This is a genomic window from Streptomyces sp. NPDC001401 (assembly GCF_042895385.1).
Lineage (GTDB): Bacteria > Actinomycetota > Actinomycetes > Streptomycetales > Streptomycetaceae > Streptomyces.
Window position 1 is genome coordinate 25,785 of sequence record NZ_JBIAWI010000038.1, and the last position, 18,978, is coordinate 44,762.

Sequence of the window (18,978 nt, forward strand, 5' to 3'; positions counted from 1 at the left end):
GTATCGCTGAACCGCCGGTCCATAGGAGGTCCGTATGAGGACGAGAGCGAGGCCCCGCCGTGTGCTGCTCGCCGTCGGCGTCGTGTTGGCGTTCGTGCTGCAGCTGCTGTCGGCGGCCGGGAGCCGTGCCGCCGCGGGCGAGGCACTGAGCGTGAACCTGGCGTCGACGCGCGGCCCGTCGACCGGTGTGGGTGAGGGGTTTCTCTACGGCTTCACCCAGGACGGCAGCCAGCCTGTGGACCAGTTCATCCAGCCGCTGGGGATCAACGCGTTCCGCGGCGGGGGCTGGTTCTCCGGCGGCTGGATCAAGGACAACTACCAGTACGGTGCGGCCAGTCGGGCCGACGTCGACTCGATCATCGCGCAGGCGAAACGGCTGACCCAGCCGCCGTACCACGCGCAGTACCAGGTGCTCGTCAGTGACATCTACGGCGCGAACGGCGGCCAGCCGTCGAACACGCAGTACCCGTGCGACAACGGCAACTGCGCGAACTGGATCAGCTTCATCGACTCCACCGTGGGAGCGCTCCAATCGTCGGGACTGAAGTTCTCCTACGACATCTGGAACGAGCCCGACATCTCCTACTTCTGGACCCGGGGTGTCAACAGCGCCCAGTACTTCCAGATGTGGGACACCGCCTACCGGGAGATCCGCCGCATCGCGCCCACGGCGCAGATCGTGGGCCCGTCGTTCGCCTACACCCCGCAAGGCAGGTCAGGGCAGTGGCAGACCTGGCTCGCGCATGTGAAGGCGGCCGGGACGGTGCCGGACATGATCACCAACCATGACGAGGGCGACGTCGACGACCCTGTCACCGTCTCGCAGTCCCTCAACAGCGCGCTCAGCTCGGCGGGCATCGGGGCGCGGCCGCTGTCCGCCAACGAATACCAGCCTGCCGACCGGCAGACCGCCGGGGTGACGGCCTGGTACCTGGCGCGGTTCGCGCAGTCCGGCTACACCAACGCGATGCGCGGCAACTGGGTGTGCTGCGTCACCCCCAACCTGACGGGAGTCCTGACCCAGAGCGGCGGCAGCTGGCAGCCCACGGGCAACTGGTGGGCGCTTCGGGACTACGCCGACATGACCGGCACCCTCGTCGACACCTCGGGCCAGGTCGGCTCGACGGCGATCTCCGCCTCCCAGGACTCCGCCGCCAAACGCGCGGTGGCCGTCATCGGCGACTCCAACGGCTACACCGGCGCCGCGTCCGTGACCTTCAACGGGCTTGCGTCCGTGCCCTGGCTGACGAACGCCGGCAGCGTCCACGTCACCGTGCACCGCATCCCGGACCAGGCGCCGCTCGCCGCCCCACAGACCGTGTACGACCAGAACGTCAGCACCTCCGGCGGCTCGATCACCGTCCCGTTCACGTTCCAGGCGTCGCACGACGCCTTCGCCGTCTATCTCACCCCGGCAACGTCCGGCGGCGGAGGCTTCCCGGACGGCTACCACCAACTCGTCGTCGCAAGCGACCAGTTGTGCCTTGACGTGTACGGCAACTCCGGCGCCGCGGGCGCCGCGATCGACCAGTGGACCTGCAACGGGCAGACCAACCAGCAGTTCCGGTTCGTGCCGGCCTCGGGCGGCTACGGCGAACTGCGCGCCCAGAGTTCCGGCCAGGACGTGGTGGTAGCCGGCAGCTCCACGGCGGCAGGCACCCCGGACATCGTCCAGCAGGCCCCCGGCACGGCGGCGGGCGCCCTCTGGCTGCCCGTGCACCAGCCCGACGGCACGTACGCCTTCCAGAACCGCAACAGCGGTCTGTGCCTGGACGTCTACGGCGCCGGCGGCACCGCGGGACAGCAACTGGACCAGTGGCAGTGCAAGAACGCGCCGGGCACCAACCAGGACTTCGCCGTCCGCTGATGCCGCACCCGACGCGGACCCCCACCGATCTGCGGAAAGGAACTCTCACCGTGTCAGCATTCAGACGGCTGTTACGGCGCCTGCGCGCTTCGACGGCCGTGCTCACGGGCCTCGTCCTGGCCGCCGGCGGCCTCGTCGGCACGGCCGCCGCTCCGGCCCACGCCGCCACCTCCATCACCGTCAACGGCGCGTCCGGCGGACGGACCTTCGACGGCGTCGGCGCGATCAGCGGCGGAGGCGGCAACAGCAGACTCCTGATCGACTACCCCGAGCCCGAACGCGGCCAGGTCCTCGACTACCTCTTCAAGCCCGGTTACGGCGCCTCCCTGCAGATCCTCAAGGCCGAGATCGGCGGAGACACCAACTCCACCTCGGGAGCCGAGCCCAGCCACCAGCACACCCGCTCCGACCTGAACTGCGACCGCGGCTACGAATGGTGGCTGATGGAGCAGGCCAAGGCCCGCAACCCGAACATCAAGCTGTACGGCCTCGCCTGGGGCGCCCCCGGCTGGATCGGCGGCGGGAACTTCTGGTCCACCGACATGGTCAACTACCTGGTCTCATGGCTGGGTTGCGCCAAGCAGCACGGCCTCACCATCGACTACCTCGGCGGCTGGAACGAGCGCGGCTACAACATCTCCTGGTACGAGCAGCTGCGCAGCGCGCTAAACAGCAACGGCTACGGCAGCGTCAAGATCGTAGCGGCCGACTCGGACTGGAACGTGGCGGGCGACGTCAACTCCAACCCGGCGTTCGCCGCCGCGGTGAACGTCATCGGCACGCACTACCCCTGCGGCTACCGCTCCTCCCAGTCCAACTGCTCGGTGCCGTCGGCCGCCACGTCCTCCGGCAAGTCGCTGTGGGCGAGCGAGAACGGCTCGGACGACTACAACGCGGGAGCACCGGCCGTGGCCCGCGGCATCAACCGCGGATACATCGACGGCCGGATGACCGCGTACCTCAACTGGCCGGTGGTCGCAGCGATCACGCCCAACCTGCCGTATCCCACCATGGGCCTCGCGCTGGCCTCGCAGCCGTGGTCCGGCCACTACGCGATCGGCAAGAACACCTGGGTGATGGCGCACACCAGCCAGTTCACCGCCCCGGGCTGGAAGTACCTCGACGCCTCCAGCGGCTACATCGGAGGCAACCGGAACAACGGCAGCTACGTCTCGCTGAAGTCCCCGAACAACTCCGACTACTCCACGGTCATCGAGACCATGGACGCCGGCAGCGCCCAGACGCTGAACTTCAACGTGACCGGAGGGCTGTCCACCGCAGCCGTCCATGTCTGGTCGACCGACGTCAACTCCGGCAACCCGGCCGACTACTTCGTGCACGCCACGGACATCACCCCGTCCGGCGGCGGCTTCAGCCTGACCGTGCAGCCCCATCGCGTCTACACCCTGACCACCACGACCGGCCAGGGCAAGGGCACCGCCACCGGCCCCGCCCAGGGCACGATGAGCATGCCGTACAGCGACTCCTTCGACGGATACGCCACCGGCACCGAGGCGAAGTACCTCATGGACTGGCAGGGCGCCTTCGAGGTGGCGGGCTGCGGCGGCGGCCGCAGCGGCAAGTGCGTGCGCCAGATGAGCCCGCAGAAACCGATCACCTGGGACGCACTGTCCGACCCGCACGCCCTGCTCGGTGACGTCGGCTGGAGCAACTACACCGTCTCGTCCGACGTGATGCTGGAACAGCCGGGATACGTCGAGCTGATGGGCCGCGCGAACGGGCAGGACTACGGCAGCACCGGCCAACTCAACGCCTACCACCTGCGGGTCAGCGACACCGGAGCCTGGTCGATCCTGAACTCCAGCACCAACGGGAACGTCTCCACTCTCGCCCACGGCACGACCACGGCGCTGGGCACCGACCGCTGGCACACCCTGGCGCTGACCTTCTCCGGCACCACCCTCACCGCCGTCATCGACGGTTCCACGGTCGGTTCGGTCAGCGACCGCACGTGGGCCGGCGGACAGGTCGGCTACGCGACCGGCCAGGGCGAGACGGCACAGTTCGACAACCTGTCCCTCACTCCCGGCAGCGGCGGACCCGGCGGCGGCACGACCGCCGCGATCGTCGGGGCCGGCTCCGGCCGGTGCGTGGACGTGCCCAACCAGTCGCAGACATCCGGCACCCAGGTGGAGCTGTGGGACTGCAACGGCGGCAGCAACCAGCAGTGGACGAGCACTCCGGCCGGTGAACTGCGGGTCTACGGCAGCGCCTGCCTGGACGCCTCGGGCGGTGGCACCAGCCCCGGCACCAAGGTCGACATCTGGACCTGCGACGGCGGCAGCAACCAGAAGTGGACGCTCAACGCCGACGGAACGATCACCGGTGCCCAGTCCGGCCTGTGCCTGGACGCCACCGGCGCGGGAACGGCCAACGGCACCCTGCTGGAGCTGTGGACCTGCAGCGGCGGCAGCAACCAGAAGTGGACGCGCAACTGATCCGGTCACGGCCAAGATCCCCCCGTCAATGACGCTGAGAGGCCCCGCATGACTTCCTCCCCCCGCCCGATCAGCCGGCGCCGGCTTCTGGCGGCGACCGGCGCGGCCACGGCCTTCGGCCTGCTGCGGTTCGCCCCCGAGGCCGCCGCGACCGACGCCCCCGCGAGCTACACCGCGAGCTGGTCCTCCGTCGACCAGCACCCCCCGGCCCCGGCCTGGTTCAAGGACGCCAAGTTCGGCATCTACTACCACTGGGGCGTCTTCAGCGTCCCCGCGTTCGGCAACGAGTGGTACCCGCGCAACATGTACGTCGGCGGCTCGGCCGAGAACAAGCACCACATCGCCACCTACGGCGACCCTGCGGCGTGGCCGTACAACAACTTCATCGACGGAGCCCGCGACAAGGCGGGCAACTTCGTGCAGTTCGCCCCCAAGCTCACCTCGCAGGGCGGCCACTGGGACCCGGACGCCTGGGCGCAGCTGTTCAAGGCCGCGGGCGCGCGCTTCGCGGGCCCGGTCGCCGAGCACCACGACGGCTTCTCCATGTGGAACAGCCGCGCCAACCCGTGGAACTCCGTCCGGCACGGCCCCGGACTCGACCTCGTGGGGCTGCACGAGCAGGCCATCCGGGGGCAGGGCCTGAAGTTCATGGCGTCGCTGCACCACGCCTACCACTTCAACGGCTACTACGACCACGTGCCGTCCCAGTCCGACCCGGCCCTGCGCATCCTCTTCGGTCAGCAGGGCTCGGCCGCGGAGAACAAGCTCTGGTACGACAAGCTGGTCGAGGTCATCGACACCTACCAGCCGGATCTGCTCTGGCAGGACTTCGACCTGGGACTGGTGCAGGAGTCCTACCGGCTCCAGTTCCTCGCGCACTACTACAACCAGGCGGTCTCCTGGAACAAGGACGTGGCCGCGACCTACAAGGACGGCCTCGACAACAAGGGCGAGGTCTTCGACTTCGAGCGCGGCGGCCCGGCAGGACTGCTCACCCCCTACTGGCTGACCGACGACAGCATCTCCTCCTCCAGCTGGTGCTACACGGTGGGCATCGGCTACTACTCCACGCAGGCACTGCTGCACTCGCTGATCGACCGCGTCAGCAAGGGCGGCACCATGCTCCTGAACATCGCCCCGATGGCCGACGGCACCATCCCCGCCGGACAGCAGTCGATCCTGCTCGGCATGGGGGACTGGCTCGGCCGCTTCGGAGAGGGGGTCTACGGCACCCGCTCCTGGACCAGTTACGGCGAGGGCCCCACCCCGATGGGCGGAGGCTCGTTCAGCGGCCCGGTGGCCGGCACTCCGAAGGACATCCGGTTCACCCGCAGCCAGGACAACAAGGTGCTCTACGCCACCGCGCTGGGCTGGCAGGGCGGCACCATGACCATCACGACGCTGAACTCCAACCGGATCAACCTCAGCAGCCTGACCGGCGCCCAACTGCTGAACAACACCGCCGGCACCTACGTCGACCTTCCAGCCCCGACCCAGGACGCCGCCGGCCTGCACCTGGCCATGCCCTCGTCCACCCCGCCGTTCAACGCCCTGGCGTACACGGTCAAGTTCACCTTCTCCGGTGAGATTCCCGTCCTGGGCGCACCGGGCGGCTCCACGACCTGGGTGAAGATCGCCAACGTGACCAGCGGGCTGGTGCTCGACAGCGGGGGCAACGTCGCCTCCGGTTCCAATCTCAAGCAGTGGAACTACGACGGCAGCGCCAACCTGCAGTGGCAGCTGATCGACCTCGGCAACGGCTACGACCGCATCATGAACCGCGCCAACGGCATGGCCGCCGACAGCTGGGGCAACTCCGCCAACGGCGCTCCCGCCCGGCAGGAGGCGTGGAACGGCGGCAACAACCAGCAGTGGTCGCTGGTCGGCCTCGGCGGCGACCGCTACCAGATCGTCAACCGTGGCACCGGCACCGCGCTCGACGGCAGCGGCAGCACCGCGGTGGGCTCGACCGCGGTGCTGTGGACGCCGAACTCCAGCACCAACAACGCATGGACCATCACCGGCGTGTGAGCCGCCCCGGCGACCGACGCGCCTTGTCCAACCCCCCCACCACGGAAGAAGGAGTGCATGAAACGCACACCACTCTTGACGTCCATCGCGGCTGCGTTACTTCTCGTCCTGTCGGCTGCGGGCTCCTCGTTCGGCAGCGGCCTCGGGACGCCCGCGTCGACCACGACCACCGCCGCCCTCCGGGCGACCGCCGGCTGCGGCAAGGCCCCGGCCCTGACCAGTGGCACCCACACGATCCAGAGCGGCGGCCAGACGCGCAGTTACATCCTGCGGGTCCCCGCCGGCTACGACAGCAACCACCCCTACCGGCTGATCTTCGGTTTCCACTGGCGGGGCGGCACGGCCAACGACGTCGACTCGGGCGGAACGGACGGGTACAACTGGTCCTACTACGGCCTACGGCGCCTGGCGGACAATGCGAACAACGGCACGATCTTCGTCGCCCCCCAGGGCAACGGCAACGGCTGGGCCAACCCCGGCGGCCAGGACGTGGCCTTCGTCGACGCCATGGTCAGCCAGATCGAAGCAGGTCTGTGCGTCGACACCGCCCAGTTGTTCTCCGCCGGCTTCAGCTACGGCGGTGCGATGTCCTACGCCCTCGCCTGCTCCCGGGCGACGGTCTTCCGCGCGGTCGCGGTCTACTCCGGCGCGAACCTCAGCGGGTGCAACGGCGGCAACCAGCCCATCGCCTATATGGGTCTGCACGGCATCAGGGACAACGTGCTGCCCATCTCGTCGGGACGGGAACTGCGCGACACCTTCGTCCGGACGAACGGCTGCACCGCGCAGAACCCGCCCGAGCCGACCTACGGAAGCCTGACGCACATCATCACCACCTACTCCGGGTGCAGGTCCGGATACCCCGTCGTCTGGGCCGCGTTCGACGGAGCGGGCCACGACCCCGGTCCCATCGACGGTTCCACCGGTGACGGCTGGCGCACCTGGACATCGGCAGCGGTGTGGCAGTTCTTCACACAGTTCGGCTCCAACCAGCCGCCGCCACCGCCCTCCGGCAACCAGGAGATCGTCGGCCGGCAGTCGGGACGCTGCCTCGACATCAACAACTCCACGACGGCCAACGGCACGCAGGCACAACTGTGGGACTGCAACGGCGGCTCCAACCAACGGTGGACCTACAGCACCGGAAAGCAGCTGGTCGTCTACGGCAACAAGTGCCTGGGCGTCGGCCAGTCCGCGGGCAACGGCACCCCGGCGGCGATCTGGGACTGCACCGGGCAGCAGGACCAGCAATGGAACATCAATCCCGACGGCACGATCACAGCAGCGCAGTCGGGACTCTGCCTGGACGCCAACGGCCAGGGGACCGCGAACGGGACGAAAGCTCAGCTGTGGAGTTGCACGGGCGGTGCGAACCAGCACTGGCACCTCGAGAACTGACACACCGGGGCAAGGCACGGCCCCGTGCCGGCCTGGCCCCGTGCCGCGTTGCTGAGCGGACGCGTCGCAGGCGTGTCATGGCGACAAGTCCGGGCTTCCACCGCCCCCTTCCGGCGCAGCCGCCCTCCGAAGTCGTCCGGGGCTCAGAGCCCGGTGGGGGAGCGTCGGGCACGTTCGCGCCGGCCGGTGCGGGGCTGCCCGAACGCGGTGGGGGCTGGTCCGCAAAGGCACTACACGGTGCAGCAGCAGCCGGCCGCGGGCTCCTGCCATTACTGCCGTGAGCGTGTGGGGCCGCTGGAGGATCCGAAGTGCACGCCGGGTGCGATCTCTGCGGCGGTCACGCAGGTGAAACTGGGGTCGACGATGTGCCGCACGGGCGGCTGCACCTCCGGGTTCCGCCCTGAGCTTCCTCCACCTCGGCTGACACGAGCGGGCGTTGAGGGGGAGTTCGCCAACGGGCGTCCCTGACGGGATCGCGCCGGGCGTGGACGCGAGAGAGCCCCGGCTGGACGGGGGAGACCAGCCGGGGCCGTAAGCGGTGGCGCGCGGAGGGCGGTCGCCTCTCGGCGGAAGGCTCCATGGGGCTTCAGCCGGACGATCGTCCCCATGGGCTATAGGTGAGGCCCGGGGACACTGTCCCCTCCGCAGCCACGTATAGGTGAACGGTCAACCGTTCCGGGGTGTTCCCGGCCCGTCGCCTGTGTCGTGGTGAGCTGCGGCACACCGAGCGGTCCGTCGACGAAGCAGGCGACCGGGGCGGCGAATTCGTCCGGGGGCGACAGGCGGATGCCGAGGGTTTCGGCCTTGGTTCGCTTGGATCTGGCGCCGTCGCCAGCAACGACCAGGGTGGTCTTCTTGGAGACGCTGGAGGAAGAGTGGCCACCGGCCTGTTCGATCAGCTCGCTCATCTGGTTGCGGCTGTCAGCTCGTGTGGACCTTCAGCGCGGTCCGGACGGCGGATTCGACTGCGCCTTCGATCCAGGCGGGCTTGATGGACATGTGGTCTCCAGCGAAATGCAACGGCCCCTCGGATGTGGGGATGTCGGGGAACAGTTCCGTGTGCTGGCCGGGGAGGAGCACGGAAGCCTCTCCGTAGGGGTAGTGGTCGCGCATCCACGACTGGGTCTGGCACTTGTTGGTGAAAGAGACCTCGCACCGGCGCCCAAAGACACACTGCGCTCCGGCGAGCGTGCGCAGGTACCGCTCGTCGTCGGCAAGGGCCTTCCACTTGAGAGCGTCGTCGGACCAGCTGTAGGAGGCGGGCATGATGCCTCCGTCGCTGCCCTCCATGGGGTGCGCGTGCGCGAAGTACATGAAGCGGTTGGCGTTGTCGCTCACGCTGCCGCCGCCACGGATGTGAGCCGCTTCGGGGTCGGTGCCGATGGGGCGGAAGGCGGTGAAGCATTTCTTGAGTCCGTTCGGGACGGTCACCCCCAGGTCCTTCACGGACTTGTGCGCGCCAAGGTGTCTGCCGTCGTGCACCCGGCCTGCCTTGTATGCGTCGTAGAGGTTGTCCTCGATGGAGTTCAGCGCCTGCTTCCACTGCGCCTCGGTGAACTCCCACCACCGCTGGGAGAATTCCAGCAGCACCTTGGTCGCGGCGTCATAGTGCAGTTCCGTGATGGCTCGGCGCTTGCCGTAGGCGAGCGGAGGGGCGAAGGCCACGTGGCGCAGTCCGGAGAAGGGGACGGTAATGATCGCCTCGTCGCCCTCGAAGACCTCCGTGACGCCTCCGCTGCCGGTCGTCGTTCCCGAGCCCCCCGGACGTAGTCGAATCTGTCCATACGCGATGCGGCAACGAAGGAGTAGGGGCCGGCCGGGCACGAACGGGTTCGTCTTGCGGTCGCCGCGCCGACGAAACGCGCGGCCGTCGACGCCTGCAACGGCTACCTCACCGGCCACTTCGACCGGCTCGGCTACGACATCGCCCCGGCGGCGGGCCGGCCGATCGCCACCGGCGCGATCGACGGCGCAAGCCGCCACCTGATCGGTGACCACCCGACATCACCGGCGCCCGCTGGGGCCTGGCCGGCACGAAGCCGTCCTCAAACTCCGCGTCCTGAGCGACAACGACGACTTCGACGAGTACTGGACCTTCCACCTCGCCCGGAAGCACGAACGTCTCCCCCCACCCCCGACCAGCACAACTACCAACTCACGGCTTGATCCACGGACCTCCCGTAGCTGGAGCTGCACCCACCTCCTTTGGCAGAGCCCGATCGCCCACGACGGCTCATTCTCGAGCCAGTCACCCCTGAATCAGATCCTGCTCATCGTCCGCATGCACCAGTACCCCTCGTCGGGCAAGTCGCACGATTTTGTTGTCGGCGTCTTATCGGACAGGCCGTTCGGGGATGGTCGGAAGAACCTTCTCGGCGATGTCGAGGAGAACGCTGTCGTCCGGGAGGGCTCCGGACGTGCTCCATACGGTGATTTCGTAGTAGCCGCCCCGGTCATTACGGTCCAGGGCCACGGACAGTGTCCTGGCCAGGGGACCTTGCTCGACCGGTCCGCCGGATCCGCCGCTTCCGAGATTGATCTCGAACTTCATGGTGTGATCCGAGGAGAAGACCGCGGGCCGACCGAGAGCCGTAAGTGTCTTGATGTCCCTCTCATTCCCGAACTTCATCAGCTTCACGTACTGGTCGGTCGACAGCTCGTTGTAAGTGGCCGAGACATTCACGGTGTACGTGTCGAACGTGACCTCGGCCTCCGGTTGGGCGACCTTCCCGTCAGTCAGAGGAGCGGTGTTGCTGGTGCCGGAAGCAGTGGTCGCGGTCTCTCCAGGCGTTCCAAGGAGCTTGGCCAGGTCTGGCCGGTTGAGCGCCTTGCACAGCTCTTCACCGGTCACAGGCTGGGGCGTCTGCTTGTAGGCCTTCGGCAGCTTCTCGTGTGCCCCGCCCGAACACGAGGCGGGCTGCGGGGTGCTGTCGTCGGACGGCATCACACGTGGGGCCACCCACAACGCGGCCGCGAGTGCCCCGATCACGGCCACGGCCGCGACGGCCTGGCCCCATGCGTTGGGCTCCTTCTCCGGAGTGTCCGGGCCGGGACGCGGCCCGGTTCCGGCCTGGGCCTGGACGGCAGCATCGACCGCCGCCCGGTCTGCCGAGGCTGCCGGACTCGGGTTCCGGCGTGCGCGCAGAGCCCGGACCACCGCGTAGACGCGTATTGCGGTGAACACGAGGAACACCACGCCGAGACCGGCCGCGACCCGATCGTGATCGCGGACGGCGAGATACATGATGCGTACGCCGAGAACGGACCCGACCGCGATGAGCAGGGGCTCGCGGACCCAGAATGGCAGGAGACGGAGGAGGAAACCGAGCATCTGGTGATCTCATCAGGACAAGACCACATTCGCCGTGGTGGAAGCCACAGTTCCGGGCACGTGCAGGGCCTGCCGAAGCGGGAGACGCCAAGCCGACGATCCCGAGATCGCTATCGGGACGGCAGCGAGGGCAGGCGCTTGCGGCCAGGTCCTCGCCTCCACCGGGCCTGCGAAGCTGTTGCCCAAGCTGTCCGACGGCCAGTTCGCCGAGCTGGAAAAGGAGTTGGCTCTGGGGCCTGGCGAGCACGGCTGGGAAGATCAGCGTTGGACCCGGGCCCGGGTCAGACGCTGATCGCCTGGAAGTTCGGCATCGACTGCTCGATGGCGGTGGTGTGGCCGTTGCTGCACCGGCATGGCTGGTCCTGGCAGTTTCCCGCCCGCCGGGCTGTCGAGCGTGACGAGCATGAGGTCAAGCTGTGGAAGAAGGACACGGCTCGTCAGGCGCAGGGACGGCGGCAGCGCTGGAGCAGTGGATCTGGTCATCGCTCCGGCCGAGGCCGCGGAATGCCGTCGGTGGCCGGGCTGCTGGAACAGTACGAGTGCGCCCCGCCGTCGGAGGGTTCAAGGGCGCGAAGACGAGGCCGATCGCATCGGCTGACCATCCACATCACGGCGCTCCCACCGCCCCGATCCTTGCCGAGCTCAAGGCACCGCATCCGTCGAACGGCATCAGAACTCCTCGCGGAGGAGGGGCGCGATGGACCCACCCTTGTGCAGCCATGGGCTTTGCACACGTCGCCGCCGCGAGGAGCCCGAACGGCTACTGCGCTTCCTCGAGTTGGGCCTCCTGCTGTTGTGACTCGGTCGGGGAGGGCGGCGTGGGCTGGGCTGTGTCGGGGGTCGTGTAGTAAACGGAGCGTCCCTGCCTGGTGCGCTGGGCCTGGCCCCTGGCGACGAGGTTTTCCACGGTGGTGCGTACGACGGTGTTCTTGATGCCGCGCTCGGGGTGGGCCTGCTCGAGGGCGGCGGCGATCTCGGCCGTGGAGCGGGGTTCGCTCTGCTCGGCGAGGTGTTGACGGATCAGTTCGACCAGCGAGGGCTGCACCGCTGTCGGGGCTGCGGCCTCGGTCTTCTTGGCCGGCTTGCGGGCTCGTTCGCGGCCGGGTGCAGCGGTGGTCTTCTTGGTCTGCGCGGTGGGGCTCGTGCGTGTGGCGGCTTTCTTGCGGGGAGCCGGCACGGTGGCCTGCGCAGGCGCGGCGGCAGGCTCGGCGGACGGTGGGGTGATGCCGAGTGCCTGCTGCATGTTCACCAGCACGGTGTGGTCGTGCTGCAAGGTGGCCAACTGCTGCTGCAGTGCGGCGATTTCTGCGCTGACGCGTTCCTGCTCCTTGAAGTTGTGCTCGAGGTCGCTGGTGACCTGAGCGGCGTACTGCGAGGTCAGTTCCGTGGAGGCGGTCGCGTTCTCGGACATGATGCTGTCCTTTCCTTGACGTCACGGCCGAAAGGATCTGCGGCGGCCGCGGCGAGCCGGGGGAGTGGCCCACATGCGTGGTACTCATATGCGGGCCGTATCACGGCACAGATAGTACGGAGGGACGGACGAGGTTGTTCCGCACAGCAACCGCCTTTTCCCTGGCCGTGCCCTACCCGCCCGGCCAGGGTTGCAGCCTGGGTCGGCAACAGCGCCGCGGTGGGCAACCCCGCCAACAAGGGCGCCGCCTCCTTCAGCCATCTGGCCACCCTCGTCTACAGCACCACGAACCTCAACAAGAAGATCGCAGGTCAGAAACCGGACGCCCCGCGCACCGGCCCGCCGATTACCCCCGCACAGGGCCGGCCCGCTGCACGGACTGCGGAGCCGGGCCTCGGCACGCTCCTCCCAGTCCCTCGGCCCGGCTGACAGCCCCGCGCCCCGCAGCCTGAAGTCTGCTCAGCGGGTGTACGACTGCCCCGCGGCAGCCGCGGGCCGCGGGGCAGGACGGTTGGACGGTCAGTACGTCATCCGCCGGAGGAGGCGGTCACCACTCGCCGGGGCCGCCGCCCGGGTTGCACTTCTGGTTGACCGTCTCCCAGTAGCCGACGTCGGGGCGCCACTCGTCCAGGTTCCAGGTGGGCTTGTTCGGGGAGTAGATCGCGACGAACTGCTGGTGACAGATGTACTGGTTGCGCATGCTGCCCAGGTTCGTGTCCAGACCGTGGTCCTTGTACTTGTCGTACAGCTCGTCCCAGCCGGCGACGCCGACGAGGTAGCCACCCGCGTTCGCGCGCGCCCAGCCGGTGGGTGTGACCATCAGCGTCCAGCCGCTGAAGTCGCTGCTCCACTGCCAGTCCGCATGGTCGATCAGGTCGATCCACAGCCAGGGGTCGGCGACCACGGGATAGGAGGTGGACCGGTCGTGCGGGACGACCTGGACGACCGTGTCGCCGCGAACCTCGTAGTGCGTGGGCACGCTGCGTCCCGTGGCGTCCTTGGCCCAGGGCGCGCTGAAGCCGCCGCGCGGCAAGCCGCGGGCGTCGAGGACGAGGATGCCGCCGCCCTTGGTGAGTGCCAGCCGGCCACCGGCCGGCACGTCGACGGGGTAGGCGAACTCGGAGGGCGCGCTGTTGCCGCGCAGAACCGTGGTGATGCGGACGCTGCGGTCGAAGGATTCGACGGCGAGGTCGGTCGCCTTCGCGGTGTTCGGGTACGTCGCGGTGCCGTTCCGGGCGACGGTGGCCGGACGTGGTGCACCGCGCAGGGGTAGCGCGACGGAGAGCCGGCGCTCCGGTCCGGTGCCGCGGCGGCTCAGCTGGACCTGTCCCGCGTCGTCGACCGGGACCCCGATGGAGACGGACGTTCCGTGTGCCGTGATCCGCCCGGCCGCTCGCTGGACGGGGATGCGGGTGCTGCCCACCACGTCCGGCGCAACGCGCTCTATCTGACGGACGATGCGGGCGGCGGCCGCCGGGTCGGTGTCACCGGTGCCACCCGCGCCGGTGGCCAGGGCCGGTGGGGCGGAGGCGAACATCAGTGCTGCGGAGATGATGGCAACGCCTAAACGCATGCGTGATCTCACTGCTGTTCCTTTCAGCTGGTCAGGATCTGTGGCGACGACGTGTCGAGGGCATGACAATTGGGCATGACGATCACGCGGATCAGTCATGGTGGGGTCGATCTCGATGTCCGCCTTGAGGCGGTGCGGGTTCAGGAATCCGGAAGGGACAGCGTGCCCGGAAAATTCTTCAGGTCTGCTGCTGGATTCGCGCGCCCCGGAGATTTCTGGAATTCGTAGACGAGAAAGGCGTGTCCGGCCTTGTACGGCTGCTTTTCGGTGCGCAGTTTCTTGATCAGGTCAGCCCTGTTGGACGGGCTGACATCCGCGCGGATGCCGAACAAGCGGTCGGACTTCTGGCAGGTGAACACCCAGTTGTCCTTGGCGTCCAGTCGGTAGTCCTCGAAGCTGCCGCAGTCGGCGTGATCCGCCACCGCCCTGGCGAGATCCCGGCCCGAGTCCTCGTCCTTGGGCCGGCTCCCCAGTGACACGTCGGAGTCCCCGCAGCCCGCTGCCAGCACCATCGCCGCGACCACAGTCGCAGCGCAGAGACAGGCTTTTGCCGAAGCGAAATGCACAACGCCTCCCCCGTCAGGCCATCCGGCCCTCTTTCGTGCATTGCCGTCCCATTCAAACAAAGCAACCCCACAGCCAAACACGGCCGAACCGGCCATTCTGGTTGTGAATGCAAACGGCGGGGTCGGTGACCGGTGAGCGAAAATGGTGTGTGCCTCGTGAGTCAGTGAGACCTTTTCGGTGAAGCTCGGACCGGAGACTGCCTTGCAAGAGAGTCCGATCCGATGCCCTTCTGCTTCGGCTGCCCGGGAGCCGTCCCGCCGGCCAACATCCATGCGTCTGCCGGCGTGACGGAGGTACCGCAATGACCACGTGGCGCCCTGTGCTGAAGATGAAGGACGGCAGCTCTCCCGTCCGTCCTGAAGGTGCTGCAGAGGGCCAGTTCCACGCCATGGACCATGACCCGTTCTACGTGATCGCCTGAGCGCGGCACCCTGCCGGAGGAGGAGATATCCATGCTGGTCCACGAAGCCGCGTTCACCCTCGAGGTGGGCGAAAACGGCTACCTCATCGGCTTCACCGAGCACGACGACTACCCGGCCCAGATGCCCTACGGCTGGCGCTGCGGCCCCGCCACACCGGCCGGCGCCATCGTTTTGACCACCACCGACACCGGCCCCGTGCGGCTGACCATTCAGATCCACGACCGCCCGCCGGCACCGGAAACCAGCGGCGGCTGGGAGCCTGCGGAGGAGCTCAGCCTGCGCACCGAGACCGCGGGCCTGTGCCTGGCGACCCTCGAGCCCGGCGACATCCTGGATGCGTGGCCGGACGACGAGGCCGCCCTCCAGCTGCCGGCCGCCGGTGACGACTGGGTGCGGATGCGCCTGTACTGCCACACCGACGATCCCGAACCCGGCATCGGCGACCACGGCGAGCGCCATCTGATCCAGCTGTGGCACGCACCCGAGAGTGACCCGGTCCATCCGCAGATCACCGAAGCCGACCGGCAGCAGCGCGCCGAATACGCCGCGGCCATGGCCGTGCCGGTGGAGGAGTACACCACCATCTACACATACACAGAGCCCGGCGAAGCATATTGACCGCACGTATATCACGCCGAACGGGTCACCTGTGGCCGATCGCCCTGGTAGGAAGGGTTCTGTGGAAGATCACTTCGCCTCGGCGATCCGGCGGTTCCGGTTACGCGCGGGGCTGACGCAGGAGGCTCTGGCCGAGCGTTCGGGTGTGTCGGTCAGCACGATCCGCGGCATGGAGACCGGCAGACGCCGTAATCCGCAGCTTGCGTCGGTGCGCCAACTGGCCGCGGCACTTGAGTTGCAGCCGAGCGAGCTGGACAAGCTGCTGGCTGCGGCGGCAGGCACGGCGGAGCACTCGGCGGTCCCGGTGCCGCGCCAACTGCCTGCCCCACCCGCACCGTTCGTGGGCCGCCACGACGAACTGGACCGGCTGGACGCCGCACTGCGGTCCGGTTCGGGCGCGGCGAGCACCGTGGTCATTTCCGCGATCGCCGGCGCCGGCGGGGTCGGCAAGTCATGGCTTGCGTTGCACTGGGCTCACCGCAACGCCGACCGGTTCCCCGACGGGCAACTCTTCGTCGACCTACGGGGTTTCAGCCCGGACAGCGACCCGATGGACCCGGCCGTGGCGGTACGTGGATTCCTCGACGCGCTGGGCGTCGAGCCCGGCCGCATCCCCGACGCCCCGCACGCGCAGGCGGCGTTGTTCCGCAGTCTGGTGGCGGACAAGCGGATGCTGCTGGTGCTCGACAACGCCGCCGACACCGCGCAAGTCACCCCTCTGCTGCCGGGTGGCGACACCTGCATCGTGGCGGTCACCAGCCGTAACCGGCTGCCGGGCCTGATCACCGGCCACGGCGCCCACCACCTGGCGGTGGACACACTCACCGACGCCGAGGCCCGCAGTCTGCTCGTAGCCCGGCTCGGCGCCGCACGCGTCGACGCCGAACCAGCCGCGGTGGACGAACTGGTCGGCCTGTGCGGCGGGTTCCCGCTGGCGCTGAGCATCATCGCCGGCCGCGCCCACACCCACCCGCACCTGTTGCTGGCCGACCTCGTCGGCGAACTGCGCGACGGCGCACTCGACGTACTCGACGACGCCGACCCTGCCGCGAGCCTGCCCGCGGTGCTCTCGCTGTCCCACCGAGCGTTGAGTGACGAAGAGGCCGAGGTGTTCGCACTGCTGGCGATCGCACCCGGACCCGACATCGGCCTGGCTGCCGCCGCCAGCCTCACCGGCCGCGGCCGAACCCGGACCAGGACCGTGCTGCGCAGGCTGGAACAGGCGTCGCTCCTCGGTCAGGATGCCGCCGGCCGCTACCGGATGCACGACCTGATCCGCCGTTACGCCGCCACCGCCCACGACCTGGCCGCCGGCACACGCGAGGCGGCGCTGCGGCGGGTGCTCGATTTCTACACCCACACCGCGTACACCGCCGACCGGCTCCTGGATTCCCACCGCGACCCCATCGAGCTCGCCCCGCCGGTACCCGCCTGCCACCCCCATCCGCTGCCCGACATCCCGGCGGCGATGGACTGGTTCGACACCGAGCACCAAAATCTGCTCGCCGCCCAGGGCACGGCCGCCACCCACGCTTTGCACGACACCGCCTGGCAGCTGGCCTGGACGCTGTACAACTTCCACTACCGGCGAGGACACCGCCACGACCAACTTGCCGTATGGCAAATCGCGGTCGACTCCGCGGGCCAACTGCCCGATGCCGGCGCCCAGATCCTCACCCATCGCCTCCTCGGCCGCGCCCACGTCGTGCTCGGGCACGATCAGGAAGCGATCGCAGCCCTGAACCAGGCTCTCACCCTGAGCGAGCAACAAAACGACCGCGCCCTTCAGGCCCAGGCGCACTACACGCTCGCATCGATCCACCCGGACGGCCGGCGGGCCCTGGAGCACGCCAGACGCGCACTGGACCTCTACCGCGGCCTCGATCAACCGATCGCCGAAGCCAACGCGCTCAACGCCGTGGGCTGGTATGCCGCACGCCTCGGCGAAGACCACGACACCGCCCGCGAGCACTGCCGGGCCGCCCTCACCCTCTACGAGCACCACCAGGACGTGAACGGCCAAGCGCAAACCCTGGACAGCCTCGGCTACATCGACCACCACAGCGGCCGCCACCACGATGCCATCCAGCACTACCGCCAGGCCCTCAGCCTGTACCGGGACCTCGACAATCCCTACGAGGCCGCCGACACGCTCGACCGGCTCGGTCATTCCCACGCCGCCCTGGGCCACTACGACCAGGCCCTTGCGGTGTGGCGGGAAGCACGCGACCTGTACCGACAACAAGGACGTGATCAGGAAGCCGAGCGGATGGAAGCGCAGCTCGACGGCCTTGGCGAAGAGGACGGCGCGGACAGCGCCCGCTGAGTGCAACACGCTTTGAATAGCCCACAGTTCGGGGCCAAATGGTGTTGGGGCTGCGACCGCGCACCGCAGCAAGATCGTGTGTAGGCATTTCCTGGTCCGGGCCCGCGGAAACAGCCGCGTCAGCCTGTAACCGCAGTGGTGGAGTGCCGCCCTCGGGTACCAGTTCCCCCTGCACCGCCCGAGGATGCTGGTCTTCAACTCGTGGTGTTCTGCGGCGGGATGACGTGTTGGCGGCGGTGTGCGGTATGCCGTCGTCATGCGGTACCCGCACTGGACCTGACCTTTTCGAGCGTGGTCGAAAGGAGTGGCTGGGGTCCGCCGCCGGCTGCAGACTCGTCTGGACCGAGTCATCCGGTGGAAACTCAGGGGGAGCACATGCGCACGGAAAATCAGGCAGGCAGGGGCACGAAAGCCCGGAAGATCGGCACGCTGCTGGCGGCCACGGCGCTCACCGCAGGCATCGCGGTGGCGACCGCACCCTCGGCGGCAGCCGCCAGTTCGTGTTGGTACAGCAACACCTACTGGTGGTGCAACAACGTCTCCGGGGCACCGGTATACGGCACGGTCGGCAACAACCACCTCTACCCGGACCCGAACACCATCGTCGGCTACATGTATTCCAACCCGAGCTACTTCTACTGCAAGGAGGACGACCAGGCCTGGGTGGGCGGGCCGCATCCCACACGCTGGGAGATGACGGTCGCGGACAACGGCCAGCTCGGCTTCATGAAGGACACGGCGATTTACAGCGAGACCGACCCACTGCCCAACTGCAACCAGTAATCTCCCCGGGCAAGCCTGATCTCGCACCCCGCCATGCCTCGCCATCGTCGGGAGCACGGAGGCCGAACTCTTCCCGTGCCAGATCAGACCTGGACTGAGAAGCCGTATTCCTATCGATCATGAGGACGGTTCTGGTCGAACAAGGTGCCTGGTCGGGTGATCTTGGCCGGGTGGATGCATGAGAACAGGGCC

At 68.4% G+C, this 18,978-nt stretch carries 12 protein-coding genes and 4 pseudogenes; 10 read left to right on the forward strand and 6 right to left on the reverse strand.

Translation table 11 applies throughout. From position 1 onward, the window contains the following. Positions 1-34 precede the first annotated feature (34 nt). From ACFY10_RS54145 to ACFY10_RS54160, 4 genes are read left to right on the forward strand one after another with little or no spacing between them, the layout of a single operon-like run. Positions 35-1,867 (forward strand): RICIN domain-containing protein, encoded by a 1,833-nt coding sequence (locus tag ACFY10_RS54145; protein ID WP_390672823.1) that lies wholly within the window; start codon positions 35-37, stop codon positions 1,865-1,867. A 50-nt stretch (positions 1,868-1,917) separates the two neighbouring features. Next, a complete protein-coding gene (locus ACFY10_RS54150) occupies positions 1,918-4,326 on the forward strand; it encodes a ricin-type beta-trefoil lectin domain protein (RefSeq protein ID WP_390672824.1) in 2,409 nt (802 codons plus the stop codon). Positions 4,327-4,374: 48 nt separating this feature from the next. After that, positions 4,375-6,357, forward strand: coding sequence for an alpha-L-fucosidase (locus ACFY10_RS54155; protein WP_390672825.1), 1,983 nt, complete (start codon positions 4,375-4,377; stop codon positions 6,355-6,357). A 57-nt stretch (positions 6,358-6,414) separates the two neighbouring features. After that, on the forward strand, positions 6,415-7,755 hold the full coding sequence (locus tag ACFY10_RS54160; protein ID WP_390672826.1) for a ricin-type beta-trefoil lectin domain protein: 1,341 nt from the start codon (positions 6,415-6,417) through the stop codon (positions 7,753-7,755). 734 nt (positions 7,756-8,489) lie between these two features. On the opposite strand, the pseudogene ACFY10_RS54165 reads toward ACFY10_RS54160, so the two are convergent. Together ACFY10_RS54165 and ACFY10_RS54170 are read right to left on the reverse strand one after the other, a co-directional pair. Continuing rightward, positions 8,490-8,675: pseudogene (locus ACFY10_RS54165) on the reverse strand (BRCT domain-containing protein); the annotation flags it as partial. Position 8,676: 1 nt separating this feature from the next. Further along, a pseudogene (locus tag ACFY10_RS54170) lies at positions 8,677-9,495 on the reverse strand (flavin monoamine oxidase family protein); the annotation flags it as partial. 117 nt (positions 9,496-9,612) lie between these two features. Between ACFY10_RS54170 and ACFY10_RS54175 the strand changes: the two are divergent. Beyond that, a pseudogene (locus tag ACFY10_RS54175) lies at positions 9,613-9,921 on the forward strand (ISKra4 family transposase); the annotation flags it as partial. A 166-nt stretch (positions 9,922-10,087) separates the two neighbouring features. Here ACFY10_RS54175 and ACFY10_RS54180 read toward each other — a convergent pair. Beyond that, positions 10,088-11,086, reverse strand: a complete 999-nt coding sequence (locus ACFY10_RS54180) for a DUF6215 domain-containing protein (RefSeq protein WP_390672827.1) — start codon at positions 11,084-11,086, stop codon at positions 10,088-10,090. A 60-nt stretch (positions 11,087-11,146) separates the two neighbouring features. On the opposite strand from ACFY10_RS54180, the pseudogene ACFY10_RS54185 reads away from it, so the two are divergent. Next, positions 11,147-11,506: pseudogene (locus ACFY10_RS54185) on the forward strand (winged helix-turn-helix domain-containing protein); the annotation flags it as partial. Positions 11,507-11,846: 340 nt separating this feature from the next. Here the strand turns inward: ACFY10_RS54185 and ACFY10_RS54190 are convergent. Continuing rightward, positions 11,847-12,497: a hypothetical protein gene (locus ACFY10_RS54190; RefSeq protein ID WP_390672828.1), complete on the reverse strand. Its 651-nt coding sequence runs from the start codon at positions 12,495-12,497 to the stop codon at positions 11,847-11,849. A 219-nt stretch (positions 12,498-12,716) separates the two neighbouring features. On the opposite strand from ACFY10_RS54190, the gene ACFY10_RS54195 reads away from it, so the two are divergent. Beyond that, on the forward strand, positions 12,717-12,926 hold the full coding sequence (locus ACFY10_RS54195) for a hypothetical protein (RefSeq protein WP_390672829.1): 210 nt from the start codon (positions 12,717-12,719) through the stop codon (positions 12,924-12,926). Between the two features lie 118 nt (positions 12,927-13,044). On the opposite strand, the gene ACFY10_RS54200 is transcribed toward ACFY10_RS54195, so the two are convergent. Together ACFY10_RS54200 and ACFY10_RS54205 are read right to left on the reverse strand one after the other, a co-directional pair. Further along, the gene (locus ACFY10_RS54200; RefSeq protein WP_390672830.1) at positions 13,045-14,070 is read right to left on the reverse strand and encodes a DUF2599 domain-containing protein; all 1,026 of its coding nucleotides are present in this window, start codon (positions 14,068-14,070) and stop codon (positions 13,045-13,047) included. A 140-nt stretch (positions 14,071-14,210) separates the two neighbouring features. Next, the gene (locus ACFY10_RS54205) at positions 14,211-14,594 is read right to left on the reverse strand and encodes a hypothetical protein (protein ID WP_390672831.1); all 384 of its coding nucleotides are present in this window, start codon (positions 14,592-14,594) and stop codon (positions 14,211-14,213) included. Between the two features lie 495 nt (positions 14,595-15,089). Between ACFY10_RS54205 and ACFY10_RS54210 the strand changes: the two genes are divergently transcribed. The 3 genes from ACFY10_RS54210 to ACFY10_RS54220 all read left to right on the forward strand — a co-directional run bounded on the left by ACFY10_RS54210 (position 15,090) and on the right by ACFY10_RS54220 (position 18,786). Next, on the forward strand, positions 15,090-15,677 hold the full coding sequence (locus ACFY10_RS54210) for a hypothetical protein (protein ID WP_390672832.1): 588 nt from the start codon (positions 15,090-15,092) through the stop codon (positions 15,675-15,677). A 61-nt stretch (positions 15,678-15,738) separates the two neighbouring features. Further along, entirely contained in the window at positions 15,739-18,003 is a 2,265-nt protein-coding gene (locus ACFY10_RS54215) for an ATP-binding protein (RefSeq protein WP_390672833.1), read from the forward strand. Between the two features lie 375 nt (positions 18,004-18,378). Continuing rightward, a complete protein-coding gene (locus tag ACFY10_RS54220; protein WP_390672834.1) occupies positions 18,379-18,786 on the forward strand; it encodes a hypothetical protein in 408 nt (135 codons plus the stop codon). Positions 18,787-18,978 lie beyond the last annotated feature (192 nt).